This is a genomic window from Micromonospora sp. NPDC051141 (assembly GCF_044455765.1).
GTDB lineage: Bacteria > Actinomycetota > Actinomycetes > Mycobacteriales > Micromonosporaceae > Micromonospora.
On record NZ_JBITFD010000012.1, the window covers coordinates 63,332 to 89,567 of the forward strand.

The 26,236-nt window shown below is 72.7% G+C and carries 24 protein-coding genes and 1 pseudogene; 16 read left to right on the forward strand and 9 right to left on the reverse strand.

Features of this window, described 5'->3' with window-relative positions; genetic code table 11:
- Nucleotides 1–79: 79 nt before the first annotated feature.
- Nucleotides 80–1,006, forward strand: coding sequence for a sporulation protein (locus ACIA6B_RS22465; RefSeq protein WP_396775993.1), 927 nt, complete (start codon nucleotides 80–82; stop codon nucleotides 1,004–1,006).
- A gap of 61 nt (nucleotides 1,007–1,067) precedes the next feature.
- On the opposite strand, the gene ACIA6B_RS22470 is transcribed toward ACIA6B_RS22465, so the two are convergent.
- Nucleotides 1,068–2,288 carry a bifunctional pyridoxamine 5'-phosphate oxidase family protein/GNAT family N-acetyltransferase gene (locus ACIA6B_RS22470; RefSeq protein WP_396775995.1) on the reverse strand — a complete coding sequence of 407 codons (1,221 nt, stop codon included), beginning with the start codon at nucleotides 2,286–2,288 and terminating at the stop codon, nucleotides 1,068–1,070.
- Nucleotides 2,289–2,326: 38 nt separating this feature from the next.
- On the opposite strand from ACIA6B_RS22470, the gene ACIA6B_RS22475 reads away from it, so the two are divergent.
- The gene (locus ACIA6B_RS22475; protein ID WP_396775997.1) at nucleotides 2,327–3,664 is read left to right on the forward strand and encodes an aminotransferase class I/II-fold pyridoxal phosphate-dependent enzyme; all 1,338 of its coding nucleotides are present in this window, start codon (nucleotides 2,327–2,329) and stop codon (nucleotides 3,662–3,664) included.
- 85 nt (nucleotides 3,665–3,749) lie between these two features.
- Nucleotides 3,750–4,448: a UdgX family uracil-DNA binding protein gene (locus tag ACIA6B_RS22480; protein WP_396775999.1), complete on the forward strand. Its 699-nt coding sequence runs from the start codon at nucleotides 3,750–3,752 to the stop codon at nucleotides 4,446–4,448.
- Between the two features lie 373 nt (nucleotides 4,449–4,821).
- Here ACIA6B_RS22480 and ACIA6B_RS22485 read toward each other — a convergent pair whose 3' ends face one another.
- Nucleotides 4,822–5,058, reverse strand: coding sequence for a GntR family transcriptional regulator (locus ACIA6B_RS22485; RefSeq protein ID WP_396776001.1), 237 nt, complete (start codon nucleotides 5,056–5,058; stop codon nucleotides 4,822–4,824).
- Nucleotides 5,059–5,529: 471 nt separating this feature from the next.
- Between ACIA6B_RS22485 and ACIA6B_RS22490 the strand changes: the two genes are divergently transcribed.
- Nucleotides 5,530–5,784: a hypothetical protein gene (locus tag ACIA6B_RS22490; RefSeq protein WP_396776003.1), complete on the forward strand. Its 255-nt coding sequence runs from the start codon at nucleotides 5,530–5,532 to the stop codon at nucleotides 5,782–5,784.
- Between the two features lie 14 nt (nucleotides 5,785–5,798).
- Here the strand turns inward: ACIA6B_RS22490 and ACIA6B_RS22495 are convergent, their stop codons facing one another.
- Entirely contained in the window at nucleotides 5,799–6,455 is a 657-nt protein-coding gene (locus ACIA6B_RS22495; RefSeq protein ID WP_396776005.1) for a 4a-hydroxytetrahydrobiopterin dehydratase, read from the reverse strand.
- A 90-nt stretch (nucleotides 6,456–6,545) separates the two neighbouring features.
- On the opposite strand from ACIA6B_RS22495, the gene ACIA6B_RS22500 reads away from it, so the two are divergent.
- The 7 genes and pseudogenes from ACIA6B_RS22500 (at nucleotide 6,546) to rny (ending at nucleotide 14,264) form a co-directional block, all read left to right on the forward strand.
- A complete protein-coding gene (locus ACIA6B_RS22500; protein ID WP_396776007.1) occupies nucleotides 6,546–7,688 on the forward strand; it encodes an acyl-CoA dehydrogenase family protein in 1,143 nt (380 codons plus the stop codon).
- Nucleotides 7,689–7,755: 67 nt separating this feature from the next.
- Nucleotides 7,756–9,074 (forward strand): annotated as a pseudogene (locus ACIA6B_RS22505) (MFS transporter).
- Nucleotides 9,065–9,265, forward strand: coding sequence for a DUF3046 domain-containing protein (locus ACIA6B_RS22510; protein WP_018785963.1), 201 nt, complete (start codon nucleotides 9,065–9,067; stop codon nucleotides 9,263–9,265). Before ACIA6B_RS22505 ends, ACIA6B_RS22510 begins: the two are co-directional and overlap by 10 nt.
- Before the next feature lie 185 nt (nucleotides 9,266–9,450).
- A complete protein-coding gene (gene recA / locus ACIA6B_RS22515; RefSeq protein WP_107159085.1) occupies nucleotides 9,451–10,500 on the forward strand; it encodes a recombinase RecA in 1,050 nt (349 codons plus the stop codon).
- Nucleotides 10,501–10,511: 11 nt separating this feature from the next.
- Complete coding sequence (locus ACIA6B_RS22520) at nucleotides 10,512–11,204, forward strand: regulatory protein RecX (protein ID WP_396776009.1); 693 nt, start codon at nucleotides 10,512–10,514, stop codon at nucleotides 11,202–11,204.
- 111 nt (nucleotides 11,205–11,315) lie between these two features.
- Nucleotides 11,316–12,029 (forward strand): 3-keto-5-aminohexanoate cleavage protein, encoded by a 714-nt coding sequence (locus ACIA6B_RS22525; RefSeq protein WP_396776011.1) that lies wholly within the window; start codon nucleotides 11,316–11,318, stop codon nucleotides 12,027–12,029.
- A gap of 468 nt (nucleotides 12,030–12,497) precedes the next feature.
- On the forward strand, nucleotides 12,498–14,264 hold the full coding sequence (rny, locus tag ACIA6B_RS22530) for a ribonuclease Y (RefSeq protein ID WP_396776013.1): 1,767 nt from the start codon (nucleotides 12,498–12,500) through the stop codon (nucleotides 14,262–14,264).
- A 73-nt stretch (nucleotides 14,265–14,337) separates the two neighbouring features.
- Here rny and ACIA6B_RS22535 read toward each other — a convergent pair whose 3' ends face one another.
- The 4 genes from ACIA6B_RS22535 to ACIA6B_RS22550 form a co-directional block, all read right to left on the reverse strand.
- Nucleotides 14,338–15,213 carry an amino acid ABC transporter permease gene (locus ACIA6B_RS22535; RefSeq protein WP_396776015.1) on the reverse strand — a complete coding sequence of 292 codons (876 nt, stop codon included), beginning with the start codon at nucleotides 15,211–15,213 and terminating at the stop codon, nucleotides 14,338–14,340.
- Nucleotides 15,213–15,887, reverse strand: a complete 675-nt coding sequence (locus tag ACIA6B_RS22540; RefSeq protein ID WP_107159098.1) for an amino acid ABC transporter permease — start codon at nucleotides 15,885–15,887, stop codon at nucleotides 15,213–15,215. Before ACIA6B_RS22540 ends, ACIA6B_RS22535 begins: the two co-directional genes overlap by 1 nt.
- An 80-nt stretch (nucleotides 15,888–15,967) precedes the next feature.
- Complete coding sequence (locus tag ACIA6B_RS22545) at nucleotides 15,968–16,834, reverse strand: glutamate ABC transporter substrate-binding protein (RefSeq protein ID WP_396776018.1); 867 nt, start codon at nucleotides 16,832–16,834, stop codon at nucleotides 15,968–15,970.
- A 51-nt stretch (nucleotides 16,835–16,885) separates the two neighbouring features.
- Entirely contained in the window at nucleotides 16,886–17,632 is a 747-nt protein-coding gene (locus ACIA6B_RS22550; protein ID WP_396776019.1) for an amino acid ABC transporter ATP-binding protein, read from the reverse strand.
- A gap of 208 nt (nucleotides 17,633–17,840) precedes the next feature.
- On the opposite strand from ACIA6B_RS22550, the gene selD reads away from it, so the two are divergent.
- The 3 genes from selD (at nucleotide 17,841) to miaB (ending at nucleotide 21,082) form a co-directional block, all read left to right on the forward strand.
- Entirely contained in the window at nucleotides 17,841–18,824 is a 984-nt protein-coding gene (gene selD, locus ACIA6B_RS22555) for a selenide, water dikinase SelD (RefSeq protein WP_396776021.1), read from the forward strand.
- Between the two features lie 203 nt (nucleotides 18,825–19,027).
- Nucleotides 19,028–19,507, forward strand: coding sequence for a hypothetical protein (locus tag ACIA6B_RS22560; protein WP_281935421.1), 480 nt, complete (start codon nucleotides 19,028–19,030; stop codon nucleotides 19,505–19,507).
- 75 nt (nucleotides 19,508–19,582) lie between these two features.
- Nucleotides 19,583–21,082 carry a tRNA (N6-isopentenyl adenosine(37)-C2)-methylthiotransferase MiaB gene (miaB, locus tag ACIA6B_RS22565; protein WP_396776023.1) on the forward strand — a complete coding sequence of 500 codons (1,500 nt, stop codon included), beginning with the start codon at nucleotides 19,583–19,585 and terminating at the stop codon, nucleotides 21,080–21,082.
- A 71-nt stretch (nucleotides 21,083–21,153) separates the two neighbouring features.
- Here the strand turns inward: miaB and ACIA6B_RS22570 are convergent, their stop codons facing one another.
- Both ACIA6B_RS22570 and ACIA6B_RS22575 read right to left on the reverse strand, forming a co-directional pair.
- The gene (locus ACIA6B_RS22570; RefSeq protein WP_396776025.1) at nucleotides 21,154–22,785 is read right to left on the reverse strand and encodes a cellulase family glycosylhydrolase; all 1,632 of its coding nucleotides are present in this window, start codon (nucleotides 22,783–22,785) and stop codon (nucleotides 21,154–21,156) included.
- Between the two features lie 361 nt (nucleotides 22,786–23,146).
- A complete protein-coding gene (locus ACIA6B_RS22575; protein WP_281935416.1) occupies nucleotides 23,147–24,355 on the reverse strand; it encodes a DUF349 domain-containing protein in 1,209 nt (402 codons plus the stop codon).
- A 200-nt stretch (nucleotides 24,356–24,555) separates the two neighbouring features.
- On the opposite strand from ACIA6B_RS22575, the gene ACIA6B_RS22580 reads away from it, so the two are divergent.
- Complete coding sequence (locus ACIA6B_RS22580; RefSeq protein WP_396776027.1) at nucleotides 24,556–25,275, forward strand: hypothetical protein; 720 nt, start codon at nucleotides 24,556–24,558, stop codon at nucleotides 25,273–25,275.
- A 49-nt stretch (nucleotides 25,276–25,324) separates the two neighbouring features.
- On the forward strand, nucleotides 25,325–26,230 hold the full coding sequence (miaA, locus tag ACIA6B_RS22585) for a tRNA (adenosine(37)-N6)-dimethylallyltransferase MiaA (protein ID WP_396776029.1): 906 nt from the start codon (nucleotides 25,325–25,327) through the stop codon (nucleotides 26,228–26,230).
- Nucleotides 26,231–26,236 lie beyond the last annotated feature (6 nt).

A 26,236-nucleotide genomic window follows, 5' to 3' on the forward strand; every position in this document is an offset into this window, starting at 1 on the left:
ATCAGGGCGGCGAGAGGGGAGGGGGGAGGGGGTGGGGAGGGGGCGGGTGTGGGTGGGTGGGGAGGGGGAATGCCCCGGGATGCGGCTCACCGGGGTGTCGCGGGGGTCGGCCTGGACCGGGCTCTCGGTCACCACCACGCTGCCCAATCCGAGCACCCGGCCGGGCCTGCGCCTGCCGGGCCGGGTGACGTTGGCCGCCGACGGCGAGGACGTCCTGGTCCGGCACATCCGCCTCGGGCTGGTCACCCAGGTCGAGCCGGAGGACCCGGGAGCGCCGCGCCGGCTGGTGCAGTACCACCAGTGGCCGATCGCGGGCCGGTTCGTGGTGCCGGGCGGGCGGCGGCGGGCGGTGGACTTCGCCGTGCCGCTGCCCTGGGCGACGCCGGTGACGGTGTTCGGCGGGGTGCCGTTGATGACGTTGCGCACCGGGCTGCGGACCGAGGTGTCCGTCGACCCGGACCTCGACCAGGGCGAGATGGTGCCGGTCCTGGTCCACCCGTTGCCCACCCAGCAGCACCTGCTCGCCGCGTTGGACACGCTCGGCTTCGTGATGCGGCAGGCGGGACTCCAGCAGGGCCGGCTGCCCGGGGTGGCGCAGGCGCTGCCGTTCCAGCAGCGGCTCGGCTTCTGGGCCGCCCCGCTCTACGCCGGCCCGATGACCGAGCTGGAAGTGATCATGCTGACCGACTCGGCCGGCATGGAGGTGTTGTTCTGGCTGGACCGGCGGCTGTCCCTGGCCGGGGTGACCCACCAGAGCATCAGCCGGTTCCGGGTCTGGCACGCCGGAGCGGACCGGCGGGACTGGGTGGCCACCGTGGACGGCTGGCTGCGGCACGCCATCGATCGGCACGCCGCAGCCGCCGCGCACGCGGACTGGTCGGCCACGATCCGGGAGTCGGCGCACGTCAGCCGCCATCCCGACCAGCCGGTCGCGCCCGGCTACGGCCTCGGCGGCACGGCCGGCAGCGGTGGCGTCGGCGGCGGTGGCGGTGGCGACGGCACCTGAGGCGGGGTAAGGCGGGGCCCCTGCCCAACGCCTGCGGTAGAAAGGGGCCCCGCCCAACCGGTCAGTGTGCGCGGAGCCGGGCCCGCGCGGCCGGCCACTCCGGCGCGAGCATCGAATACTGCACGGTGTCCCGCCAGGAGCCGTCGGGGCGCTGCTTGTGGTGCCGCAGCACCCCCTCCCGGGACGCGCCGAGCCGTTCGATGGCCCGCTGGGAGCGCTCGTTGCGGACGTCGGTGTGCCAGACCACGCGAACCGCGTCCAGCTCCTCGAACGCCCGGGCGAGCAGCAGCAGCTTCGCCTCCGTGTTGACTCCGGTCCGCCACCACGGCCGACCCAACCAGGTGTACCCGATCGCCAGCGACCGGCGGGCCGGGTCGATCTCGTACCAGGAGGTGGTGCCGACGACGGCGCCGGTGCGGGCGCAGCGCTGCGCCCAGCACACCTGCTCGCCATCCTGCTGGGCGTCGAGGTAGCCGGCGATGATCCGCCGCATCCCGACGACGTCGGTCGGCTGTCGGGCGCCGAGGTGCCGCCAGACGTCCGGGTCCCCGGTCGCGGCGTACAGCTCGTCGGCGTGTGCGAGGTCCAGCGGTTCCAGCACGACGTGCTCGCCGCGCAGCACCACCGGCTCGTGCCAGGGCGAGCGGGCCGACCGCAGGTACGCCGGCACCGGCGCGACGACGCCGGCGTCCGGTTCGGGCCGGCCCGGCGTCAGTCGCAGCGGCAGCACCCCGGCCCAGTACGGCAGCTCCGCGTCGGTCGGCTCGTCGTTGACGCCACCGGTGCGCATCCGCACCGACACCTCCCGCAGGGGCAGCGCCAGCACCGCGGTCTCGGCCAGCTCGCGCCGGTTCGGCGGCCGGCTCTCGGCGGACCGGCCGGCGGCCACCTTCTCCACCAGCGCGGTCAGCACGGCGGCCTTCTCCCGCTCGTCGGTGACCAGCCGGGCGGTGCCGTGCGCGACGACCGAGCGGTAGTTGGCGCTGTGGTGGAACTGGGAACGGGCGTAGACCAGCCCGTCGAGGTGGGTGACCGCGACGCTGACCGGCAGCCCGTCCGCGCCCCGGGCGGCGAGCAGCGGCCGGCTGCCGGTGGAGCCGTGCAGGTAGAGCGTGTCGTCGACGCGGACGTGCAGGGTCGGCAGGACGCGTGGCTCGCCGTCGGAGGTGAACGCCAGCGCGCAGTGGTACGCCTCGTCGAGCAGCGCGTGGGCGGTGGCCCGGTCGTAGTGCATCCGGTCGCGGGTGCGGGTGGCGGTGGTGCGCTCGGTCCGGGGGTACATGCCATCTCCCGATTTTGTTCTAGTACAATCTCCGAACTGTGTCAGCACGTTATCAGGTCAGCGGTGCCACGTCGGTGGCCATTTCGGCGAGCGTGGAATCCGCCGTCCGCGCCGGCGCGCTCGCCCCGGGCGACCCGCTGCCCGCGGTCCGGGCGCTCGCCGGCGAGTTGGGCGTCAGCCCGGCCACCGTCGCCCGGGCGTACCAGGACCTGCGGCAGCGTGGCCTGGTCGTCACCGCCGGCCGCCTCGGCACCCGGGTCCGACCCCGCCCGCCGGTGGCCGCCCGCCGTGCGGCGCTGCTGCTGCCACCGCGCCCCGACACCCGCGACCTCGCCAGCGGCCACCCCGACCGCCGGCTGCTACCACCGCTCGGGCCGCACCTGGCCGCGCTCGCCGCCGGATTCGGGCCCGCCACCGGGTACGCGGAAGCCGCCGTCCTGCCCGAACTGGCCGCCGCCGCCCGGGAACGGCTCGCCGCCGACGGGGTGCCGGCCGACGAGCTGACCGTCACCGGCGGCGCGCTGGACGGCATCGAGCGGCTGCTCGCCGCCCACCTGCGGCCCGGCGACGCGGTCGCGGTGGAGGACCCCGGGTGGGCCAACCTGCTCGACCTGATCGCCGCGCTCGGGCTGCGTACCGTCGGGGTGCCGGTGGACGACGAGGGCCCGACCGTGGCCGGGGTGCGGGTCGCGCTGGCCGCCGGCGTCCGGGCGCTGGTGGTGACCAGCCGGGCCCAGAACCCGACCGGTGCGGCCGTCTCCGCCGACCGGGCCGAGGCGCTGCGTACGCTGCTCGCCGACCGGGCCGACCTGCTGCTGATCGAGGACGACCACGCCGCCGAGCTGGCCCGCGTACCCCTGCACCCGCTCGCCGGGGTGACCCCGGCGTGGGCCCTCGTCCGGTCGGTGAGCAAGCCCTACGGGCCCGACCTGCGACTCGCCGTGCTGGCTGGCGACGAGGCCACGGTGGCCCGGGTGGCCGGCCGGGCGCAGGTCGGCGCCGGTTGGGTCTCCACCGTGCTGCAACACCTGGTCCTGGCGCTCTGGCGTGATCCGGCCACCTCCGAGCTGGTGCGGCGCGCGGCGGAGGGTTACGACCGGCGGCGGGACGGACTGGTCGCCGCGCTCGCCGCGCGTGGCCTGGCCGCGCACGGGCGCACCGGGATCAACGTCTGGGTGCCGGTGCCGGACGAGACGGTCGCGGTCACCGCCCTGCGCGACGCCGGCTGGTCGGTGGCGCCCGGCAGCCTCTACCGGATCGCCGCCGCGCCCGCCGTCCGGATCACGGTGAGCACGCTCGACGACACCGACCTGCCGCCGCTTGCCGACGCACTCGCCCACGCGGTGCGGCCCGCGAAAGGCGGGGCCCCCTATTGACGCCTCGGGTATAGCAGGGCCCTCTTCTAACACGCGCGCCGGCAGATGCCGCGTGCCGGACGGCGGACGGGGTAGAACGGTCCGCATGGCCGAGACCGAGAACGCGCCCGGCGCGCAGGAGTTCATCCCGCCGTCGGCGGACACCATCGACGCGCTGCGGATCGCGGCGGCCGGCTGCCGCGGCTGCGAGCTGTACCGGGACGCGTCGCAGACCGTCTTCGGCCGGGGCGACGAGAGCGCCCGGGTGGTCTTCGTCGGCGAGCAGCCGGGCGACGTGGAGGACCAGCAGGGCCTGCCGTTCGTCGGCCCGGCCGGCCGACTGTTGCGGAGGGCGGTGGACGACGCCGGCCTCGACCCCGGCCAGATCTACCTGACCAACGCCGTCAAGCACTTCCGCTTCGAGCTGCGCGGCAAGCGACGCATCCACCAGACCCCGGACCGGGTGCACATCACCGCCTGCCGGCCCTGGCTGGTCGCCGAGTTCGCCCGGCTGCGCCCGGAACTCGTGGTGGTGCTCGGCGCCACCGCCGCCAAGGCGCTGCTCGGCCCGACGTTCCGGGTGACGAGACAGCGGGGCGAGCTGCTGCCCTGGCCGGCCGCCGCCCAGCACCCGGAGGACTTCGCGCGGGTGCCGGTGGACCGGTCCGGCGCGGTCGCCGACGCGCCGGACACCCGGCTGCTCGCCACCATCCACCCGTCCGCCGTGCTGCGCGCCGACAACCAGGACATCGCGTACGAGGGCCTGGTCGCCGACCTCAAGGTGGCGGCCGGCGTGCTGCGCTGAGGTCGGCCGCGTTCTTCCCGTTCCCTGATCTGAACGGTGCCCCCGGCATGGACATGCCTACCGGCGCTCGGGTTCTGGCTCGGGCCGGTGGTCCGGTGGTCCGGTTATCCGGCGGCACGGTTCGTGCCGGGAGACCTGTCACCTGAAATGCGATATACCTCTGCGTCATAATTATGACTCTGAGGCATACGGCGTCGAGGTGACGTCTTCCGGTCCCTGAACACGGGGACCGCATGAGCGTCTCAGCGGCGTGTCGAAGCCGGGCAGGCGCGTTGTGTCAGGCCAGGTGCTGTTCCTTGATGGAGGCGACGAACGCCTGGAAGGTCTCCGGGGCGAAGAAGAGCACCGCCCCTACTCGGACCACGAGATAAATTTAATCGTCAGACGGCTTCTTGCCAGTGACGAACGTTCCCTTGCCCTGACGCCCCTGCAGTTCTCCGGTGATCTGCAAATGCTCAATGGCGCGCCTGACGGTACCGACAGAGCAGTCGTACTTGTCGGCCAGTTCAGGCAGTGACGGCAGCTTATCTCCCGCTTTGAGTTGCCCTGAGGCAATCGACTTCCGGATGTCATTGATGACGAGTCGGAAGGTTGGGACGTAGCCGGTCATGGGGGTAGTAGAGCAGCCGTTCACTTGCAACTGTGTCTAGTATGTCTTTTCTTCTATCACTGTATACTCTGTCAACTCTGCTAGTAGAGTCGTCGTCACCTAGACCTTCACGGCACCACGGAGGCGGCCAGCGATGCTCCGCAAGGGCAAGTGGTTCCAACGTAAGGAAGAGCCCGTCAACCAGATAGGGCCGGCTACGGCCTACCCAGACCGAGCTGGCGCTCACGCGAAGCAGCCTGAGGCGCATCGGGAGGACAGCAAGCCGGTGAAGCGCGGGAACGTTAAGCCCGGCAGGTATGACCGTGGGTGAGCGGCGGCGGGCCGAGCCGCCGTTTCCCGTGATCATGGCGGGCTACGTGGTCGACTTCCATCACCGGCAGCCCTGCTCCCGGTGCGAGGCGGACGGCAGGTGCGAACGGCTCACGCGCGCGGGGGAGACCCTGCGCGCGTGGCGGGACCGGAAGGGGACCGATGACGCTGAACGGCGGTGACGTCCTGCTGGTCACCAGGGCGGCGAGCGTCCAGTTCACGAAGCCGGTCCGGTTCCGCGTGATCAGGGACGTCACGGACGCCGCCACCTTCGACGGCTGGCGATGGATCGACGGCTACGAGTTGGACGCGAAGGGTGAGGCGGTCCGGCGGCGGCGCATCTTCGTGCGGTCGAGCGGGCTCCGGGTGGCGCATCGAGCCGTGGGTGACAGCCGGGTATGGCTTCCCGCCCGCTGAAAGAGCCGAACGGGTCAGGCGCGTCCCTGCCAGGTGCACAGGCAGACCCGGTTGCCGTCCGGGTCGGCGAGCACCCAGAAGTTCGGGGCCTCCGCGTCGCTGACCAGCGTGCCGCCGGCCGCGAGCGCCGCCTCGATGCGCGCCGCGACCGCGTCCGGGTCGACCCACACGTCCGGATGCCAGCGCTGCCGGGGCTCCTCGCGGCCGGACGCCTGGAACCAGATCGTGGGCAGCGCGCCGGCCGGGTCGCGTACCTCGTCGTCGGTGGCGTCCGCGCCGCCCGGTCGCTCCCACGCCAGGACCGCCCGCCAGAACGGCGCGACGGCGGCGTGCTCCGGGCTGTCCAGCGCGAACTCCAGGCGGGACAGCCCGGCCGGGGACGGCGACAGGCCGGCGTCGGCGGCGAGCGCCGAGATCGTCCGGGCCAGGCGCAGGTCCCGCCCGGTGACGCCGCCCGCGTCGTGCGACCACAGCCGCACGTCCACAAAGGTGTAGCGCAGGTCCAGGTCGGGATGATGGTCCACCCGCTCGGCCTCCGCGCCGACCGCGGCCACCAACGCCAGACCGGCCGCGAAGTCGGGGGTACGGATGCGGGTGTGCAACGCGCCCAGCAGGTACGTCCACCCGTCCAGCCCGGCGTCGGCGATCTGTGCTCCGGTCAGCGTGGCCACCCGGTCATCCTGACGCGCGTCCCGCCGCCCCGCCACCGGGGGGCGCACCGCCCCTGTCCAGCGCGGGTGACCGGTGCCAGACTGGCCGCCATGGAGCAGCATCTCTACCAGCCGGTGCACGACGAGTTCCGGGACCTGTGTCGTCGGTTCCTCGCCCGGGAGGCGGTGCCGCACCACGAGCGGTGGGAGGCCGAGGGTGTCGTCGACCGCGAGGTGTGGCGCAAGGCGGGCGCGGCCGGGCTGCTCGGCCCGGACGTGGACCCGGCGTACGGCGGCGGCGGGCAGCGTGACTTCCGGTTCAACGCGGTGCTCGACGAGGAGATCATCGCGGCCGGCTGCACCGGTCTGGGCTTCGGCCTGCACAACGACGTGGTGGCGCCGTACCTGACCGAGCTGACCACCGCCGACCAGCGCAAGCGCTGGCTGCCGGGCTTCTGCTCGGGTGACCTGGTCACCGCGATCGCGATGAGCGAGCCGGGCGCGGGCAGCGACCTGGCCGGCATCCGCACCACCGCGGTCCGCGACGGTGACTCGCTGGTGCTCAACGGCCAGAAGACGTTCATCACCAACGGTGAGCTGGCCGACCTCGTGGTGGTGGTGGTGAAGACCGCCCCGGAACAGGGCGCGCACGGGGTGAGCCTGGTGGTGGTGGAGCGCGACACGCCGGGCTTCGGCCGGGGGCGCCGGCTGGCCAAGGTCGGGCTGAAGGCCAACGACACCGCCGAGCTGTTCTTCGACGACTGCCGGGTGCCGGCGGAGAACCTGATCGGCGCCGAGAACCAGGGCTTCTACCACCTGATGGCCAACCTGCCCCGGGAGCGGCTGAGCATCGCGGTCGCCGCGGTGGCGGCCTGCGAGAAGCTGCTCGCGCTGACGTTGGAGTACGCCCGCTCGCGGGAGGCGTTCGGCCGCCCGATCGGCTCGTTCCAGCACAACCGGTTCCTCCTGGCCGAGCTGGACACCGAGGTCACCATCGCGCGGACGTTCGTGAACCACTGCGTCGCCGAGCACGACGCGGGCCGGCTCTCGGTGACCGACGCGGCGAAGGCGAAGTGGTGGACCACCGAGTTGCAGACCCGGGTCGCCGACCGGTGCGTGCAACTGCACGGCGGGTACGGCTTCATGGCGGAGTACCCGGTGGCCAAGGCGTGGCTGGACAGCCGGGTGCAGACCATCTACGGCGGCACCACCGAGATCATGAAGGAGATCATCGGCCGGGGCCTCGGCCTGTAGCGAAACCGGGTGCCGGGCGGTCGGTCCGGTGCGGAAGGATGGGGCACCCGTCCCCACCAGGAGCGCCATGGCCACCGACCTGACCGCGCCGGCCCCGCCCCGGCCCGATGTCGCCGCCATCCAGCGGCGTACCCTCCGGCTGCTCTTCCTCACCCAGATCGTCGGCGGCCTCGGCGTGGCCATCGGCATCTCGGTCGGCGCGCTGCTCGCCGCCCGGATCGCCGGCACCGCCCTGGCCGGGCTGGCGCAGAGCGCCGGGGTGGTCGGCGCGGCGCTGCTCGCCGTGCCGGTGACCCGGCTGATGGCGGCGCGCGGGCGGCGCCCCGGGCTGGTCCTGGCCTACCTGATCGGCGCGACCGGCGGCGTGCTGGTGGTGGCCGCCGCGGTGACCCGTGTGGTGCCGCTGCTCTTCGTCGGCATGCTGCTGTTCGGCGGCGGCACGGCAGCCAACCTTCAGGCCCGCTACTCGGCGGTGGACCTCGCCGAGCCGGCGCGTCGGGGCCGGCAGTTGTCGCTTGTGGTGTGGGCCACCACCATCGGCTCGGTGACCGCGCCGAACCTCGCCTCGTTCGCCGACGACGCCACCCGGGGCTGGGGCGTGCCGACGCTGGCCGGGCCGTTCGTCTTCAGCGCCGTCGCGTTCGTGCTGGCTGCCGTCGTACTCTTCGCGTTGCTCCGGCCGGACCCGCTGCGCACCGCGCGCCGGCTGGCGGCGGCCGAGCCGGCCGCTCCCGCCGGCCCGGACCGGGCGGTCACCCGCCGCGGCGGCATGGTCGCCGCGTGGCGGACGGTACGCCGGCGGTCGGCCGCCCGCCTCGGCATCGCCGCGGTCGCGGTGGGGCACCTGGTGATGGTCGCGGTGATGTCGATGACCCCGGTGCATCTCGGCGAGTGGCACTCCGACGCGGACGTGCTGCGGGTGGTCGGCATCGTGCTCAGCCTGCACATCGCCGGCATGTACGCGTTCTCGCCGGTGGTGGGCTGGCTGACCGACCGGCTGGGGCGGCGGCCGGTGATCCTCGGCGGCGTGGCGCTGCTGCTGGCCGCGTGCGCGGTGGCCGGCACCGCCGGGCACCACACCCCGCCGCTCTCGGTGGGGCTGGCGCTGCTCGGGCTGGGCTGGTCGGGCACCATGGTGGCGGGCTCGACGCTGCTGTCGGAGTCGGTGCCCGCCGCCGACCGGCCCGGTGTGCAGGGCCTGTCCGACCTGCTGATGGGGCTGGCCGGAGCGGGCGCGGCGGCGGTGAGCGGGTTCGTCATGCGGGCCGTGGGGTACCCGACGCTCACCCTGCTGGCGGCGATCGCGGTGGTGCCGTTGGTGGCGCTGGCGCTGCGGCGTCCCGGCGCGGAACCACTCGACGAGGAGGGCTGAACACGTGCGGCTGACCGACTTCTGGACGCGTCTGGAGGAGGCGTTCGGGCCGGGCTACGCGGCCAGCATCGCCAGCGACCAGGTGCTGTCGCAGCTCGGCGGGCGGACCGTCGAGCAGGCGCTCGCGGCCGGTGAGGAAACGCACGTGGTGTGGCGCGCGGTGGTCGCCGCGTATCCCGACCGCGTGCCCGCACGGCTACGCTGAGCAGCCTTTTCTCTGGTTCCGCGTGTCGCTTGCCCTGTCGTACACCTGTTCGGCTATTGTCCACAGCGGGGTGCTCGTCCACAGCTCACGGCCCGTCGGCTGGTTTTCTGTCGGACCCAGCGCCTAGCGTGTCCCGCGTGACGCGAAGCTCAGGAAAGACGCCGGCGAAGGCAGGGGTGGCAACGATGGCGGCAGGTCCTGACCGGGAGAAGGCGCTAGACCTTGCTCTCGCTCAGATCGACAAGCAGTTCGGCAAGGGTTCGGTGATGCGGCTGGGGGAGCGGCCCGTCGTGCAGACGGCGGTCATCCCCACCAGCTCCATCGCGCTCGACGTGGCGCTCGGCGTGGGCGGTCTGCCCCGCGGTCGGGTCGTCGAGATCTACGGTCCGGAGTCCAGCGGTAAGACCACCGTCGCCCTGCACGCGGTGGCCAACGCCCAGCGGGCCGGTGGCATCGCCGCGTTCATCGACGCCGAGCACGCGCTCGACCCGGAGTACGCGAAGGCGCTCGGCGTCGACACCGACGCCCTGCTGGTCTCCCAGCCGGACACCGGCGAGCAGGCGCTGGAGATCACCGACATGCTGGTCCGCTCCGGCGCGATCGACATCATCGTGATCGACTCGGTCGCGGCCCTGGTGCCGCGCGCCGAGATCGAGGGTGAGATGGGCGACAGCCACGTCGGCCTCCAGGCCCGGCTGATGAGCCAGGCGCTCCGGAAGATCACCGGCATCCTCAACAACACCGGCACCACCGCGATCTTCATCAACCAGCTCCGCGAGAAGATCGGCGTGATGTTCGGCAGCCCGGAGACCACCACCGGTGGTCGGGCGCTGAAGTTCTACGCCTCGGTCCGGCTCGACGTGCGCCGCATCGAGAGCCTCAAGGACGGCACCGACGTGGTCGGTAACCGCACCCGGGTCAAGGTCGTGAAGAACAAGGTCGCCGCGCCGTTCAAGCAGGCCGAGTTCGACATCATGTACGGCAAGGGCATCTCCCGTGAGGGCTCCCTGATCGACGTCGGCGTGGAGCAGGCGATCATCCGCAAGTCCGGCGCCTGGTACACCTACGACGGCGACCAGCTCGGCCAGGGCAAGGAGAAGGCCCGCGAGTTCCTCCGCGAGAACCCGGACGTGGCGGCCGAGATCGAGAAGAAGATCCTGGAGAAGCTCGGCGTCGGCACCGGTGGTGCGGGCGACGCCGCCGGCGGCCCGGAGTTGCCGCCGGTCGACTTCTGATCCGCTGACCAGTGGCAGGACGACGCGCCCGTACGGGACGGGGCTGGGATGCCAGCCCACCCCGTACGGGTGACGCCACCGGCGCGCCCCAGCCCCGCCGTGGCCGCCGTGGTCGCGCGGCGGAGTCCGATCCGGGGGAGGCTCCGGCTCCGCCGCGCGACGAGGCCGAGCTGGCCCGGGAGATCTGCCTGCGGCAGCTCGCCACCCGACCGCGCACCCGGGCCGAGCTGGCCGGCGCGCTCGCCCGGCGCGGCATCTCCGAGGAGGTGGCCGAGCGGGTCCTCGACCGTTACGACGAGGTCGGCATCGTCAACGACGCGGCCTTCGCCCAGGCGTGGGTGAGCAGCCGGCACGCCGGCCGTGGGCTGGCCCGCCGGGCGCTCGCCAGCGAGCTGCGCCGCAAGGGCGTCGACGACGAGTTGGCCGGCGCGGCGCTGGACGGGATCGACGAGGAGGCCGAGGCGGAGACCGCCCGTGCTCTGGTGGACCGGAAGCTGCGCACCGCCCGGGGCGAGCCCGACGCGGTGTTCCGGCGTCTGGTCGGCATGCTGGCGCGTAAGGGCTACCCGGCCGGCGTGGCGATCCGCGCGGTGAAGGACGCGCTGGCCGCGCAGAGCGCCGAGGCGGCGGAGTTCGCCGAGCACATCGACGCCGACGCCCTGGCCGACGCGGAGAACGACCTCGACGCCCGCCGGCACGACTGACCGTCCGGGCCTGGACGCGACGGTTCCGGGCCTGGACGCGACGGTCCGGCGCCGACGGCGTCACGAGCGTCATGGACGGTCGCGGACGCCATGGCAGAAGGGGGCACACCGGTGCTGAAGGCGTGTCTGAACGGCGGGCGGCGACGGGACGAGCACCCCGCCGTCCCGCTCACCCCGGCCGAGTTGGCCGCCGATGCCGCCCGCTGCGCGGCGGCCGGGGTGGCCGCGGTGCACGTGCACCCGCGTGACGACAGCGGGGTCGAGTCCCTCGACCCGGCCGTGATCGCCGCTGCGGTCGACGCCGTCCGGGCCGCCTGCCCCGGCCTGCCGGTCGGGGTCAGCACCGGCGCCTGGATCGTGCCCGACCCGGCCGAGCGGGTGGCCGCGGTGCGCGCCTGGACGGTGCGGCCCGACTTCGCCTCGGTGAACGCCCACGAACCGGGCGCGGCGGCGGTCGCGGCGGCCCTGCACGAGCGCGGCGTCATGGTCGAGGCCGGCCTCTGGACGGTGGCGGCGGTCGACGCGTGGCGTCGGTGGCCGACCCCGACCGGCCGGGTCCTCGTGGAGTGCATGGCCGAACCGGCGGAGGCGGCGCTCGCCGACGCGGTGGCGATCCTCGCCGCGCTGCCGACCGGGTGCCCGCCGGTGCTGCTGCACGGCGAGGGGCCGGCCACCTGGCTGGTGTTCGACGAGGCGGTCCGTCGGGGCCTGCACACCCGCATCGGCCTGGAGGACACGCTGCTGCTCCCGGACGGCAGCCGCGCGCCGGACAACACCGCCCTGGTCGTCGCCGCGCGGCACCACGCCCCGGGGGATGGGGTCTGAGCAGCCGGGAAACGTCACGCTAGGATGACAGGCGGCGAGGTTTGTCCGGCCCTGTCCGGCATATTCTCAGCAATCCGTGACGGCTCAACTTCTCTCCGTCCGGGTGGTTTGATCATGACTCCTTGACCGAACGGGTCCTCGCGACCTAGCCTCGCCATACAGGCTCACTTTGCCCGACCAGCGCAGGCTAAGCGCACAACATAGATCGCGTAACAGAACAGCATCACTTTGGCCAGCTTCACCGGCCCTTGACGGCAGCTCCGGACCCGGTCCGGGGCGTCCGACAACTGCAACCGGCCGCCGGCGGTTTCCCCCGAAGGGGCACCGCCGACGGAAAGCTGCCCACAGCCAGCCGCTCCGGTCGGGCGTCCAGAGTCGCAGGCGCGTGCCCGTCGGCGCGTGCCTGCGGCGCCGACGTTCAGGGGAGGCGGCCATGGCGCGGCGGCACAGGTTCACCGGCGGTCTGCGATGAGCGCCTTCGACGTCGTCCTCCTCGTGGTGGTGCTGCTGCTGGTCGTGGTGGTGGTCGGCGCCGTGCTGTTCGGTGTGCGGGCGCTCCAGCGGCTCAGTCTGGCCCCGGCACCGGAGGACCCGGCCTTCATCGCGGAGAAGGACCGGCAGGAGCAGTCCCTGGCCGCGTTGCGTACCGCCGCCGACGAGGTCAACAGCACCATCGACGTGGCGAAGTCGGCGGCCTCCGCGGCCCGGGCCGAGGCAGCCGCCGCGAAGGCCGAGGCGAAGGCCGCCCGCGCCGAGGCGCGACGGGTGCTCGACGACGCCCGCACCGAGGCCGACACGGTGCTGGAGCGGGCTCACAAGCAGGCCGAGGCGGACGCCGAACAACTGCGTACCACCGCCCGGCGCAGCGGCGAGCGGGAGGTCGCGGTGCTCGCCGCCACCACCCGCGAGCAGGCCGCCGAGGTGGAGCGCCGGGCCGCCCGGATGGACGAGCGGGAGCGGCTGCACACCGAGGAGGTGGAGCGGCTCGCCGAGCGCGAGCGGCAGCTCACCGCCGCGACCGCCGCGCTCGCCGCCCGGGAGGCCGCGCTGAGCGAGCGCGAGCGGGCGCTGACCGAGGTGGAGGAGCAGCGCCGTCGCGAACTGGAGCGGGTGGCCGGCCTGACCGCCGACGCCGCGCGGGCCGAGCTGGTCGAGTCGATCGAGGGACAGGCCAAGCGGGAGGCCGCGCTGCTGGTCCGGGAGATCGAGTCGGACGCGCGGGGCACCGCCGAGCAGCGCGCCCGGCACATCGTGGTGGACGCCATCCAGCGGGTGGCCAGCGAGCAGACCGCGGAGAGCGTGGTCAGCGTGCTGCACCTGCCCGGGGACGAGATGAAGGGCCGGATCATCGGCCGGGAGGGGCGCAACATCCGCGCCTTCGAGTCGGTCACCGGCGTCAACCTGATCATCGACGACACGCCCGAGGCGGTGCTGCTCTCCTGCTTCGACCCGGTCCGCCGGGAGGTCGGCCGGCTGACGCTGGAGAAGCTGGTGCTGGACGGCCGGATCCATCCGCACCGGATCGAGGAGGTCTACGACCTGGCCCGCCACGAGGTGGAGGAGCTGTGTCACCGGGCCGCCGAGGACGCCCTGGTCGAGGTGGGCATCACCGAGATCCACCCGGAGCTGGTCACCCTGCTGGGCCGGCTGCGCTACCGGACGTCGTACGGGCAGAACGTGCTCAAGCACCTGGTGGAGACCGCGCACATCGCCGGCACCATGGCCGCGGAGCTGCGCCTGGACGTGGCGACCATCAAGCGGTGCGCGTTCCTGCACGACATCGGCAAGGCGCTCACCCACGAGGTGGAGGGCAGCCACGCCATCATCGGCGCCGACCTGGCCCGCAAGTACGGCGAGGCCGAGGACGTGGTGCACGCCATCGAGGCGCACCACAACGAGGTGCCGCCGCAGACCATCGAGGCGGTGCTCACCCAGGCGTCGGACGCCTGCTCGGGCGGGCGGCCCGGGGCCCGGCGGGAGAGCCTGGAGGCGTACGTCAAGCGGTTGGAGCGGATCGAGGAGATCGCGGCCGGCAAGCTCGGCGTGGAGAAGGTCTTCGCCATGCAGGCGGGCCGGGAGATCCGGGTGATGGTCAAGCCGGACGACGTGGACGACATCGGCGCGGCCGTGCTGGCCCGCGACGTGGCCAAGCAGATCGAGGAGGAGCTGACCTATCCGGGGCAGATCCGGGTGACAGTGGTGCGCGAGTCCCGGGTCACCGAGATCGCCCGCTGACGGACGCGTGGGGATGGTGGCCGGTGCCGGCCGCCATCCCCACGCTGCTTTCGGCGCCTCTGGACGCCCTCGCTCAACCCTGTGGTTCGGTCACCCGAGCGTCGTCTCGCGGTGCCGTCGCCTGCTTCGGGACCCGGAACCCGCGTCGGCGGGTACGCCGGTCGAGCCAGTTCGCCAACGCGGTCACCAGCGAGTTGATGGCGATGTAGATGACCGCCACCACGATCGCCGCGGCGACCACGTTCCCGCGGTTCGCGGACAGGTCGTTGACGCCCCGCTGGAGCAGTTCGGGGAAGGCCACGATGTAGCCGAGCGCGGTGTCCTTGAGCAGCACCACGAGCTGACTGACGATCACGGGCAGCATGGCCCGGGCCGCCTGCGGCACCAGGATCAACTGCATCACCTGGCTCTTCCGCATGCCGACGGCGTAGGCCGCCTCGGCCTGGCCCGCCGGGATCGAGCGGATGCCGGCGCGGAACGCCTCGGCGAGCACCGACCCGTTGTAGAGCGTGAGGCCGACGACCACGGACCAGAAGGCCGACACCGGTCCCTGGATCAGGAACGGCACACCGTAGAAGATGAAGAAGATCATGAGGAGCAGCGGGACGGCGCGGAAGAACTCCACGATCGCGCCGGCCGGAACCCGGACCCACCAGTGGTCGGAGAGCCGGCCGACCGCGAACAGGATGCCGAAGGCCAGCGACAGCACCATGCCGGTGGCGGCGGCGAACAGGGTCTGCCGCAGGCCGGGCCAGATGAACTGGGTCCAGGTGGATGCCTCGGTGAAGGGCTGCCAGAGGCTGCCCTCCCACTGCCCGGCCTGGTCGAACTTGGCGTAGACCCACCAGAGCAACGCCACCAGGCCGACGCCGAAGACGACGCTGAGCACCGCGTTGCGGACGCGGGCCCGGGGCCCGGGGTGGTCGTAGAGAACGGTGCTGGTGCTCATCAGCGCTTCACCGCCAGTCGGTTGGCCAGCCAGCCGAAGAAGTAGCCGGTCGGAATGAGGAGCGCGGCGAAGGTGCCGGCGAAGACGGCGAAGATCGCGATCACCGCGTCGCCGTTGCTGTTGATGAGGTCCTTCATCACGCTGGACGCCTCGATCAGGCCGATCGTGCCGACGATCGTGGCGTTCTTGCACAGCGCGATGAGCACGCTGCCCAGCGGGGCGACCACGGCCCGGCCGGCCTGCGGGAGCACCACGATCCGGAGGGTCTGGAAGAAGGTCAGCCCGATCGCGCGGGCCGCCTCCGCCTGACCGGGCGGGACGGTGTTGATCCCGGAGCGGACCGCCTCGCAGACGAACGCGGCGGTGTAGACCGACAGACCGACCACGCCGAGCCAGTAGTTGTTCTGGTCGAGGTCGTCGGAGAGAGTCAGGCCGAGCGTGGTGAAGAGGCCGAAGTAGCAGAAGAAGATGATCAGCGTCAGCGGCGTGTTGCGGAAGATGTTGACCCAGGCCGCGCCGACGCCCCGCAGCACCGGCACCGGGGAGACCCGGAAGGCGGCGAGAAGCACGCCGAGCACCAGCGCGAGGACCGCCGACGCGCCGGTCAGCTTGAGGATCCAGAGAAAACCCGACAGGTACGCGTCGAGGTTGGTCGGATCAGCGAATACGTGCATGCGTCGACTCCCGGGGCACGTCGTCGGCGTCGTGACGGACCAGGGCCGGCACCCGTGCGGATGCCGGCCCCCGGATCAGGTCAGACGCTGCCGCAGTTGGTCAGCTTCGTGGTGTCCAGCTCGGGCGCGGCCGTGCCGCTCTTGCCCAGCGTCGCGTCCCAGGCGGCCTTGTAGGAGCCGTCCGAGGCGGCGGTCTTGAGGATCTCGTTGACCTTCTCGCAGCCGTCCTTGTCGTCCTTCTTCAGGCCGATGCCGTAGGGCTCGCTGGAGAAGGGCTTGCCGACCACCTTGAACTTGCCGGCGTACTGCGACTGCGCGGCGTAGCCGGCCAGGATGATGTCGTCGGTGGTCACCGCGTCGATCTTGCCGCTCTCCAGCAGCGGCAGGCACTTCGAGTACGAGTCGAACTGCTGGAGCTTGGCCTTCGGGTGCTCGGTCTGGATCCGCTTGGCGGGGGTCGAGCCGGTGACCGAGCAGACCGTCTTGCCGTCGAGCGCCTCCGGGCCGGTCAGCGTGGAGTCGGCCTTGACCAGCAGGTCCTGGCCGGCGATGTAGTACGGCCCGGCGAAGTTGATCTTCTGCTTGCGCTCGTCGTTGATGGTGTAGGTGGCCACCACCAGGTCGACGGTGCCCTGCTGGATGAAGGGCTCACGGTTGGCCGAGACGGTGGTCTTCCACTCGATGTTGCCGGCGTCCACGCCGAGGCCCTTGGCCACGATCTTGGCGATTTCGACGTCGAAGCCCTCGTACTGGCTGCCGGTCTGGATGCCGAGGCCCGGCTGGTCGGCCTTCACGCCGATGACCAGCTTCTTCTGGCTCTGGGCCTTGCCGATGATGCCCTTGGCGCCGCCGCTGCCGGACCCGCTGTCCCCGTCGCCGCCGCAGGCGCTCATGCCGAGCGCCAAGGTCGCCGCCGCGGCTACCGCCGCCACGCGCTTCATACGCATACTCATCTCCTTCTTCGACGGAGCCGCCGGGGACGACTCCACTACGGACGCTCAGTGCGTGAGGATCTTGGAGAGGAAGTCCTTGGCCCGCTCGCTGCGCGGGTTCGCGAAGAACTCGGCCGGCGGCGCGTCCTCGACCAGCTTGCCGTCGGCCATGAAGATGACCCGGTTGGCCGCGTGCCGGGCGAAGCCCATCTCGTGCGTGACCACCACCATGGTCATGCCGTCGCGGGCCAGCGAGGTCATCACGTCGAGCACCTCGCCGACCATCTCCGGGTCGAGCGCGCTGGTCGGCTCGTCGAAGAGCATCGCCTTGGGTTGCATGGCCAGTGCGCGGGCGATCGCCGCCCGCTGCTGCTGGCCGCCGGAGAGCTGGGCCGGGTACTTGTCCGCCTGGTTGGCGATGCCGACGCGGTCGAGCAGGGCCAGGCCCCGCTCGCGGGCGGCGGCCGGCTTCTCCTTGCGGACCTTGACCGGCCCGAGCGTGACGTTCTCCAGGATGCTCTTGTGTGCGAAGAGGTTGAACGACTGGAACACCATGCCGACCTCGCTGCGCAGCTTGGCCAGCGGCTTGCCCTCGGCCGGCAGCGGCTGACCGTCGAACGTGATGGTGCCGTTGTCGATCGGCTCCAGCCGGTTGATGGCGCGGCACAGCGTCGACTTGCCGGAGCCGGACGGGCCGATCACCACGACCACCTCGCCCCGGCCGACGGAGAGGGACACGTCGTCGAGCACGTGCAGCGGCCCGAACCACTTGTTGACCCCGTCGAGCACGATCAGCGGGTCGCCCGTCGTCACGATCGTCCACCGTCCCTGTCGTCCGTGCCGGAACAGGGGGTCGGTCGACCCCCGGTTGGGCAACTGTAGGCGGGGTGATGTGGCGGAACGCAACTCAGTTGGTCACGGAGCGGTAACACCGGTCACCGGTGTGCCGGCGGGTCCCAATTCCGCCCCCGGCCGGGGCGTCCGAGTGGCGACGCCGCCGTCGCGCGGAGATCATGGAGCGATGACGTTCCGGCTCACCGAGTACGCCCGTGGCGGCGGCTGTGCCTGCAAGATCCCGCCCGGTGAGCTGGAGGCGATGGTCGCCGGACTGGGCCCGAGCGGCGGCGCCGCCGAGCTGCTGGTCGGCCTGGAGAACGGCGACGACGCCGCGGTGGTCCGGCTGGACGAGCGCACCGGCCTGGTGACCACCGCCGACTTCTTCACCCCGGTCGTCGACGACGCGTACGACTGGGGCCGCATCGCCGCCGTCAACGCGCTCTCCGACGTGTACGCCATGGGCGGCACCCCGCTCGTCGCGCTCAACCTGCTGTGCTGGCCGCGGGAGGCGCTGCCGCTGGAACTGGCCCGGGAGGTGCTGCGCGGCGGGCAGGACGTGGCCCGCGAGGCGGGGTGCCACCTGGCCGGCGGGCACAGCGTGGACGACGACGGCCCGAAGTACGGCCTGGCGGTCACCGGGTTGGTCCGCCCGGACGAGTTGATCACGCTGGACGCCGGGCGGGCCGGGCTGCCGCTGTCGCTGACCAAGCCGCTCGGCGTCGGCGTGCTCAACACCCGGCACAAGCAGACCGGGGAGCGCTTCGCGGCGGCGGTCGACTCGATGACCCGGCTCAACCGGGACGCCGCCCGCGCCGCGGTGGCCGCCGGCATCCGCTGCGGCACCGACGTGACCGGCTTCGGGCTGCTCGGGCACGCCTCGAAGCTGGCCCGCGCCAGCCGGCTCACGGTGGTGATCGACACCGCCGCGGTGCCGTACCTGCCGGGCGCGCGGGAGGCGCTGCGCGACGGGTACGTCAGCGGCGGCACCCGGCGCAACCTGGAGTGGGTGACGCCGTGGACCGACTTCGGCGACGTCGACGAGGCCGAGCGGCTGCTGCTGGCCGACGCGCAGACGTCGGGCGGGCTGTTGGTGGCCGGCGAGGTGCCGGGCGGCACGGTGGTCGGCGAGCTGCTACCCGCCTCCGACACGTTGATCCGGCTGCGCTGACCGGCGTGGCAGTGGCGCGGACGCGACACCGTACCCGATAAACTGTCATCTTCCCGCTACTCAGGGCAACGTCGCCCAAGGGAAATTTTGCCCGGAATGGTCACAGACCGGTAACTTGCCCCCGGTCGAGGTCAAATGCCCCCCACCATCGTCAGTAAGGCCCGATCCGGAGGCCGGTGGGACGAGCGCAGCGAGGAGGCGGCATGACCGAGCTGTGGAACTGGAGAATCGACGGCGGCGCGCCGGTGGAGGTCTACCCGGCGTTGGCCGAGGCGCTCGGCCGGGTGGTGATGCCGCTCGCCGTCGCCGACCCGGTCCGGCTGCCCGCGTACGCGGTGGTCTGCGACGTGTGGGAGGCGCCCGGGGCGTACGGCACCGTGGTCGACTGTTACGGCGTGCCCGAACGCCTGCCCGAGCTGCCCGCCATCGCGGCCCTGGCCCGGGTGCTCGGCCGCAACTGCCTGATGCGCGACGACACGCTCGACGCCGGCCGGCACCTGCTGGTCGCCCCGGACGGCACGATCCGCCCGGTGCACTTCGACGTGGTCGAGACCGACGACGGCGAGGCGCTCAGCGACCAGCGGCTCTGCACGCTGGCCGACCCCGGCTGCCGGGGCTGGTCGCAGTGCCACCGCTCCCGGTGGGCCCCCGACTCGGTCGCCCCCGCGCTGGCCGCCGCCTGACCGGCCCCCACCCCACCCGCCGGGCGGGACACGGGGGTGGGGCGGTCCGGGTGGCCCGGATACGCTGTCCGGGTCATGACTACCGCAGCCGCGGGCAGCCCGCGCACCTACCAGGTGCGCACGTACGGCTGCCAGATGAACGTGCACGACTCCGAGCGCATCTCCGGCCTGCTCGAAGACGCCGGCTACGTGCGCGCCGCCGAGTCCGTCGAGCAGCCCGACGTGGTGGTGTTCAACACCTGCGCGGTCCGGGAGAACGCCGACAACCGGCTCTACGGCAACCTCGGCCACCTCCGCCCGGTCAAGACGAAGCATCCCGGGATGCAGATCGCGGTCGGCGGCTGCCTGGCCCAGAAGGACCGCGGCGAGATCGTCCGCAAGGCGCCCTGGGTGGACGTCGTCTTCGGCACGCACAACATCGGCTCGCTGCCGGCGCTGCTGGACCGGGCCCGGCACAACGCGGCGGCCGAGGTGGAGATCCTCGAGTCGCTGGAGGTCTTCCCGTCCACGCTGCCGACCCGGCGCGAGTCGACGTACGCGGGCTGGGTCTCCATCTCCGTCGGCTGCAACAACACCTGCACGTTCTGCATCGTGCCGTCGCTGCGCGGCAAGGAGAAGGACCGCCGCCCCGGCGACGTGCTCTCCGAGGTGCGCGCGCTGGTCGGCGAGGGCGTGCTGGAGGTGACGCTGCTCGGGCAGAACGTCAACTCCTACGGGGTGGAGTTCGGCGACCGGTACGCGTTCGGCAAGCTGCTGCGCGCCTGCGGCGACGTCGACGGGCTGGAGCGGGTCCGGTTCACCAGCCCGCACCCGAAGGACTTCACCGACGACGTGATCGCCGCGATGGCCGAGACGCCGAACGTCTGCCACTCGCTGCACATGCCGTTGCAGTCCGGCTCCGACGACGTGCTGCGGGCGATGCGCCGCTCGTACCGGTCGGAGAAGTACCTGGGGATCATCTCCAAGGTCCGGGCGGCGATGCCGGACGCGGCGATCACCACCGACATCATCGTCGGCTTCCCCGGTGAGACCGAGGCGGACTTCCAGCAGACCCTCGACGTGGTCCGGGAGGCCCGGTTCTCGTCGGCGTTCACGTTCCAGTACTCCAAGCGCCCCGGCACCCCGGCCGCCACCATGGCCGACCAGCTCCCCAAGCAGGTCGTGCAGGAGCGCTACGAGCGGTTGATCGCCTGTGTCGAGGAGATCACCTGGGCGGAGAACAAGAAGCTGGTCGGGGAGACCGTCGAGGTGCTGGTCGCCGTCGGCGAGGGGCGCAAGGACGAGCGCACCGGCCGGATGTCCGGCCGGGCCCGCGACGGCCGGCTGGTGCACTTCGCCACCGGTGACCTGGCCGGGCGGATCCGCCCCGGCGACATCGTGCACACCACTGTCACGTACGCCGCCCCGCACCACCTCAACGCGGACGGTGCGCCGGTGGCGCACCGGCGTACCCGGGCCGGCGACGCGGCCGAGGCGGGACGCGCCCCGCGTACGCCCGGGGTGCTGCTCGGGCTGCCGACGCTGGGCGCGCCGGCCGAGTCGCCCGCCCCCACCGGCGGCTGCGCCGCCCACTGAACCCCGCCCGCGTCCGAAGGAGGGGCCCCTTCCTAACACCGAGTGTTAAGAAGGGACCCCTCCTTGCACCATCAGCAGGCGGTGCCGTTGAGCTTGACGGTGGCGGGGGCGGCGGCGGTGCCGTTGGCGGTGAAGCCGACGGTCACCGAGGCGCCCGGCGCCAGCGACGACGCCCAGTTCGGCGCGGCGGCCGTGACCGTCGTGCCGGACTGCGTGACGGTGGCGTTCCAGCCGCTCGCAAGCGTCACCCCGGACGGCCACGTCCAGGTGGCCGACCACGGGTTCAGCGCGGCGGTGCCGGTGTTCTTCACGGTCAGCTCGCCCTGGAATCCGCCGGCCCAGGCGTTGGTCTGCTTGTAGCTGGCGGTGCAGCCGCCGCTGGGCGCCGGCGTCGTCGGTGCCGGCGTGGTCGGTGCCGGCGAGGTGTTCGGGGTGCCGGTCGGGGACGGGCTGCTGGTGCTGCCGCCACCCGTCGGCGGGATCAGGTACGGCTGGAGGATGGCCTGCTTGGCCTGGTTGACGGTGGTCCAGTCGTCGTTGGCGATACCGCCGGTGTCACCCGAGTTCGGGTTCCACGACCAGTAGGTGAACGACATGCCGTTGACCCCGGTGCCGGTGTAGGCCATCAGGTTCTCCAGCCAGACCTTGTCCTTCGGGTCCTGGAGCGTGGTGCCGAACTCGCCCATCATGATCGGCGCGATGTTCTGCTTGTAGAGGTAACCCCAGTACTTGTCCCAGATCGCCGGCATGTTCGCCGGGTAGCTCGGGTCGTCGAACCAGGCCTGCCGGTAGACCGAGGTGGCGTACTCGTGCGGCGAGTAGACCAGCCGGTTCGCCACGTTCAGCCGCACCGGGAACTGCCCGGCCTTGGACAGGTTGCCGCCCCACCAGCCGCAGTCCTCGTCGTTGCTGGGGTCGTTGTCCCAGACGTTCGACAGGCCGCCGCTCGGGCAGCTCACTCCCTCCACGAAGATCAGCCAGTTGGGCTGCACGCCGAGGATCGCGTTGCCGGCCCGCTCGGCGGCGAGCCGCCAGTCCCGGGCGGTGTCGCCGCAGCCCCAGCAGGCGCCGGTGGCGGCCGGGTTGGTGCCCTCGGCGTGCGGCTCGTTGTGCAGGTCCGCGCCGATCACCGTGGGGTTGTTCGCGTACCGCTGGGCCATCGTCTTCCAGTCGGCGATCCAGGTCGCCTCGGACACGCCCGAGGTGTACCAGAGCGGCGACTGCCCGGCCGAGGTCGGCCGGTGCCGGTCCAGGATGACCCGCATCCCCTTGCTGCCCGCGTAGTCGATGACCTTGTCCAGGATCTGCAACGGGGAGAGCCCGATCAGGTCCGGGTTGACGAAGTCGTTGATCCCGGTCGCCGTCGCACCGGGCTTGATGGAGTCGTTCGAGAACGGGATGCGCAGCGTGTTGTAGCCCAACCGGGCCATGGTGTCGAGCTGGCCGCGCCACGGGTTGCTCGACCACAGGCCGTGGAACGTCTTGTTGTCGGTCTCCATGCCGAACCAGTTGATGCCGGTCAGCCGGACGGTCGCGCCCGTGCTGTCGACGATCTTGTTGCCGTTGGTGTGCAGGTAACCGGTGCCGGTGCCGCCGGCCGCGGCGGCGGCCGGGGTGGTGCTGACGGCCGCGGCGACGAGGATGCCGGCCGCGGCGGTGGCGAGCGCCGTGAGGGCGCCGCCGAGGGCGGTGCGTCGGTGCATGGGAGCTCCACTTCGGATGCCCGCGCCGCTCGGGCGCCGCGGGCGGCAGGACCAGGAGGCCCGACCCGCTCGTCATCGAGTACGCGGACAGCGTCCGCCGGGCCGGTCACGTGGACGGCCACCCGCGGGGGAAACACCGGCGATCCTCGACGGCACGATCACCCGTCGACGCCCTGCGCCGGCGTCACAACCTGACTCCGCCGCCCATTCTGATCAGCCCACCTCGATGCGTCAACACACCACCGCACCCCGCCCCCCTTTCCACGCTGATTCACGGAAAGAGTGCCTATCCGGTGTGGAATAGGCACTCTTTCCGTGAATCAGCGTGCGGGGGAGGGAGGAGGGGAAGGGAGGGAGGGCGTCAGCCGGCCTGCTCGGCCAGTTGGAGGAACTGGCGCTTGGACGCCAGGGCCTGCTCGGCCTCCTTGATGCGGCGGGTGTCGCCGGCCGCCTGGGCCCGGGCCAGCCGCTCCTCGGCCTCGGCCACCTGGGCGCGCATCTGCGCCAGCAGCGGATTGTCCTCCTTGGAGGTACGCCGCCACGCCGAGTCCATCACCTGGCGGACCTTCTCGTCCACCGTCCGCAGCCGGCGCTCCAGGCCGGCAGCCGCCTCGCGGGGCACCCGGCCGGCCTCGTGCCACTGCGCCTGGATCTCCCGCAGCTTCGCCTGGGCGCCCTTCGGGTCGCCGTCGACGTCGAGCGCCTCGGCCTCGACCAGCAGCGCCTGCTTGCGCTCCAGGTTGACCTTCTGCTCGTTGTCCCGCGCCGAGAAGACCTCGCTGCGGCGGGTGAAGAACTCGTCCTGCGCGGCCCGGAACCGTTCCCAGAGCTTCTGCTCGGCCTCCTTGGCGGCGCGCGGCGCGGCCTTCCACTGGGCCATCAGATCCTTGAGCTGGCCGGCGGTGACGCCCCAGTCGGTGGACTCCTTGAGCTTCTCGGCCTCGGCGACCAGCTCCTCCTTGACCGTCTGCGCCTGCTTGCGCTGCTGGTCGAGGGAGGCGAAGTGGGCGCCCCGGCGCCGGGTGAAGCCGTCCCGCGCGGCGGCGAACCGCTTCCACAGCTCACCGTCGGTCTTCTTGTCGACGCCGCGGATGGTCTTCCACTCGTCGAGGATCTCCTTGAGCCGGTCGCCCGCGGTCTTCCAGCCGGTCGACTCGGCGGCCAGCTTCTCGGCCTCCTCGACCAGGGCGGTCTTGCGGGTCAGCGCCTCGCCCCGGGCGGCCTCCCGGGCCGCCTTGGCCTCGCCGGCCTTCTCCTCGGCGACGGCGGCCAGCTTGTCCAGCCGGGCGGCCAGGGCGTCGATGTCCCCGACCACGTGCGCCTCGGCCAGTGACGCGCGGATCCGGCGGATCGTGGTCAGCGAGTGGCCGGCATCGGCCGCGCCCGAGTTGAGCCGGGCCTCGGTGAGGTCCACCTCGGTCACCAGGTCGGCGAAGCGCCGGGCGAAGTGGGCGAGCCCTTCCTCCGGGGCCCCCGCCTGCCAGGATCCGACCACCCGCTCGCCCTCGGCGGTCTTGACGTAGACGGTGCCGTCCTCGTCGACCCGTCCGAAGGCAGTCCAGTCGCTCATGTGCCCATCCTCGTTCTCCCGGCGCCGAGGGAACAGCCCTCGGTCGCCGCCACGGCGCAGCAAACTTTCTCCCGGCATTGTCACAGGTCCGCCCCCGTCCGTGTCGAGCGCCTGTCGTCGACCGTGACCATACGGTGTCGTACGCCCTCGATGACCGGATCGGCGCGGGGCGCACCGGGGTGTCCCGCTAGGTTGGGGTCGTGCCCCTGGTCGCCGCCGCCGTCTGCCCCCATCCGCCGCTGCTCGTGCCGGAGCTGGCCGGCGCCGCCGCGCCCGAGCTGGACGAGCTGCGGGCCGCCGCCGACGCGGCGGTCGCCCGGCTGCTCGCCGCCGCGCCCGACGCGATCCTGCTCGTCGGCGGGGGACCGGAGACCGTCCGGTTCAACGCCGCCGACTCGGGCTCCCTGCGCGCCTTCGGGCTCGACCGGCCGGTGCGGCTGTGGAAGATCTCCTGCTCCGGCGGAGAGGTCCTGCCACTGAGCCTGACCATCGGCGCCTGGCTGCTGAACCGCTCCGGCACCGGGCTGCCCCGCCTGGCCCGGTCGGTGGCCCACGACGCCGCACCGGCGGAGTGCGCGACGTTCGGCGCGAGCCTGATCGCCGACGACGATCCGCGGGTCGCGCTGCTCGTGCTCGGCGACGGGTCCGCCTGCCGGGGCGTCACCGCGCCGGGGTACGACGACCCGCGCGCGCAGGCGTACGACGAGGTGGTCGCCGCGGCCCTGGCCGGCGCGGACGCCGACGCCCTGCGCGGCCTGGACCCGGTGCTCTCCGCCGAGCTGCGGGTCGCCGGGCGGGCGCCCTGGCAGACGCTGGCGGGCGCGGCGGGCGCGGCGGGCGGCGGCTGGCGCGGCGACCTGAGCTACCACCGGGCGCCCTACGGCGTCGCCTACTTCGTGGCGAACTGGGAGCGGGTGTGAGCGCGAGGAGTGAGCTTGCGAGCCCCGCAGTCGGGAACGGGGACCTGTCGTGACCGTTGTCGCGGTGGTCGGGCCGACCGCAGCCGGCAAGTCGGCGCTGAGCATCGCGTTGGCGCACGCGCTCGACGGCGAGGTGGTCAACGCCGACTCGATGCAGCTCTACCGGGGCATGGACGTCGGCACCGCCAAGCTGACCCCGGCCGAGCGGGAGGGCGTGCCGCACCACCTGCTGGACATCTGGCCGGTGACGGAGCCGGCCAGCGTCGCCGAGTACCAGAAGCTGGCCCGCGCGGCGGTCGACGACATCCTCGCCCGGGGGCGGGTGCCGTTGCTGGTCGGCGGCTCCGGGCTCTACGTGCGGGCGGTGCTGGAGCAGTTCGAGTTCCCCGGCACCGACCCGGCGCTGCGGGAGCGGCTGGAGGCGGAGCTGGCCGAGGTCGGCCCGGCCCCGCTGCACGCCCGGCTCGCCGCGGCGGATCCGGTGGCGGCGGCCGGCATCCTGCCCGGCAACGGCCGGCGGATCGTCCGGGCGCTGGAGGTGATCGAGCTGACCGGCGCGCCGTTCACCGCGTCGCTGCCGGCGCCCACGCCGTACTACCCGTCCGTGCAACTCGGCGTGGACCTGGACACCGCGACGCTGGACGAGCGGATCGCGCTGCGGGTGGACCGGATGTGGGCCGACGGCCTGGTCGACGAGGTGCGCACGCTGGTCGGCGCGGGGCTGCCGGCGGGCCGGACTGCCAGCCGTGCCCTCGGCTACCAGCAGGTGCTGCGGTTCCTGACCGGTGAGCTGACCGAGACGCAGGCGTACGAGGAGACGATCCGGGCCACCCGCCGCTTCGTCCGCCGGCAACGCTCGTGGTTCCGGCGCGATCCGCGCGTGCACTGGCTCGACTCGGCCGCCCCCGGGTTCGTCGACACGGCGCTGCGGATCGCCGCCGGGCATCGGGGATGATGGGAC

What these genes read in the sequence shown, in the direction of transcription:
- ACIA6B_RS22465 (WP_396775993.1), top strand. Translation starts at nt 80, where the DNA reads ATGCGGCTCACCGGGGTGTCGCGGGGGTCGGCCTGGACCGGGCTCTCG.
- ACIA6B_RS22470 (WP_396775995.1), bottom strand. Translation starts at nt 2,288, where the DNA reads ATGTACCCCCGGACCGAGCGCACCACCGCCACCCGCACCCGCGACCGG.
- ACIA6B_RS22480 (WP_396775999.1), top strand. Translation starts at nt 3,750, where the DNA reads ATGGCCGAGACCGAGAACGCGCCCGGCGCGCAGGAGTTCATCCCGCCG.
- ACIA6B_RS22485 (WP_396776001.1), bottom strand. Translation starts at nt 5,058, where the DNA reads ATGACCGGCTACGTCCCAACCTTCCGACTCGTCATCAATGACATCCGG.
- ACIA6B_RS22490 (WP_396776003.1), top strand. Translation starts at nt 5,530, where the DNA reads ATGACGCTGAACGGCGGTGACGTCCTGCTGGTCACCAGGGCGGCGAGC.
- ACIA6B_RS22500 (WP_396776007.1), top strand. Translation starts at nt 6,546, where the DNA reads ATGGAGCAGCATCTCTACCAGCCGGTGCACGACGAGTTCCGGGACCTG.
- recA (WP_107159085.1), top strand. Translation starts at nt 9,451, where the DNA reads ATGGCGGCAGGTCCTGACCGGGAGAAGGCGCTAGACCTTGCTCTCGCT.
- rny (WP_396776013.1), top strand. Translation starts at nt 12,498, where the DNA reads ATGAGCGCCTTCGACGTCGTCCTCCTCGTGGTGGTGCTGCTGCTGGTC.
- ACIA6B_RS22535 (WP_396776015.1), bottom strand. Translation starts at nt 15,213, where the DNA reads ATGAGCACCAGCACCGTTCTCTACGACCACCCCGGGCCCCGGGCCCGC.
- ACIA6B_RS22540 (WP_107159098.1), bottom strand. Translation starts at nt 15,887, where the DNA reads ATGCACGTATTCGCTGATCCGACCAACCTCGACGCGTACCTGTCGGGT.
- ACIA6B_RS22545 (WP_396776018.1), bottom strand. Translation starts at nt 16,834, where the DNA reads ATGCGTATGAAGCGCGTGGCGGCGGTAGCCGCGGCGGCGACCTTGGCG.
- selD (WP_396776021.1), top strand. Translation starts at nt 17,841, where the DNA reads ATGACGTTCCGGCTCACCGAGTACGCCCGTGGCGGCGGCTGTGCCTGC.
- ACIA6B_RS22560 (WP_281935421.1), top strand. Translation starts at nt 19,028, where the DNA reads ATGACCGAGCTGTGGAACTGGAGAATCGACGGCGGCGCGCCGGTGGAG.
- miaB (WP_396776023.1), top strand. Translation starts at nt 19,583, where the DNA reads ATGACTACCGCAGCCGCGGGCAGCCCGCGCACCTACCAGGTGCGCACG.
- ACIA6B_RS22570 (WP_396776025.1), bottom strand. Translation starts at nt 22,785, where the DNA reads ATGCACCGACGCACCGCCCTCGGCGGCGCCCTCACGGCGCTCGCCACC.
- ACIA6B_RS22575 (WP_281935416.1), bottom strand. Translation starts at nt 24,355, where the DNA reads ATGAGCGACTGGACTGCCTTCGGACGGGTCGACGAGGACGGCACCGTC.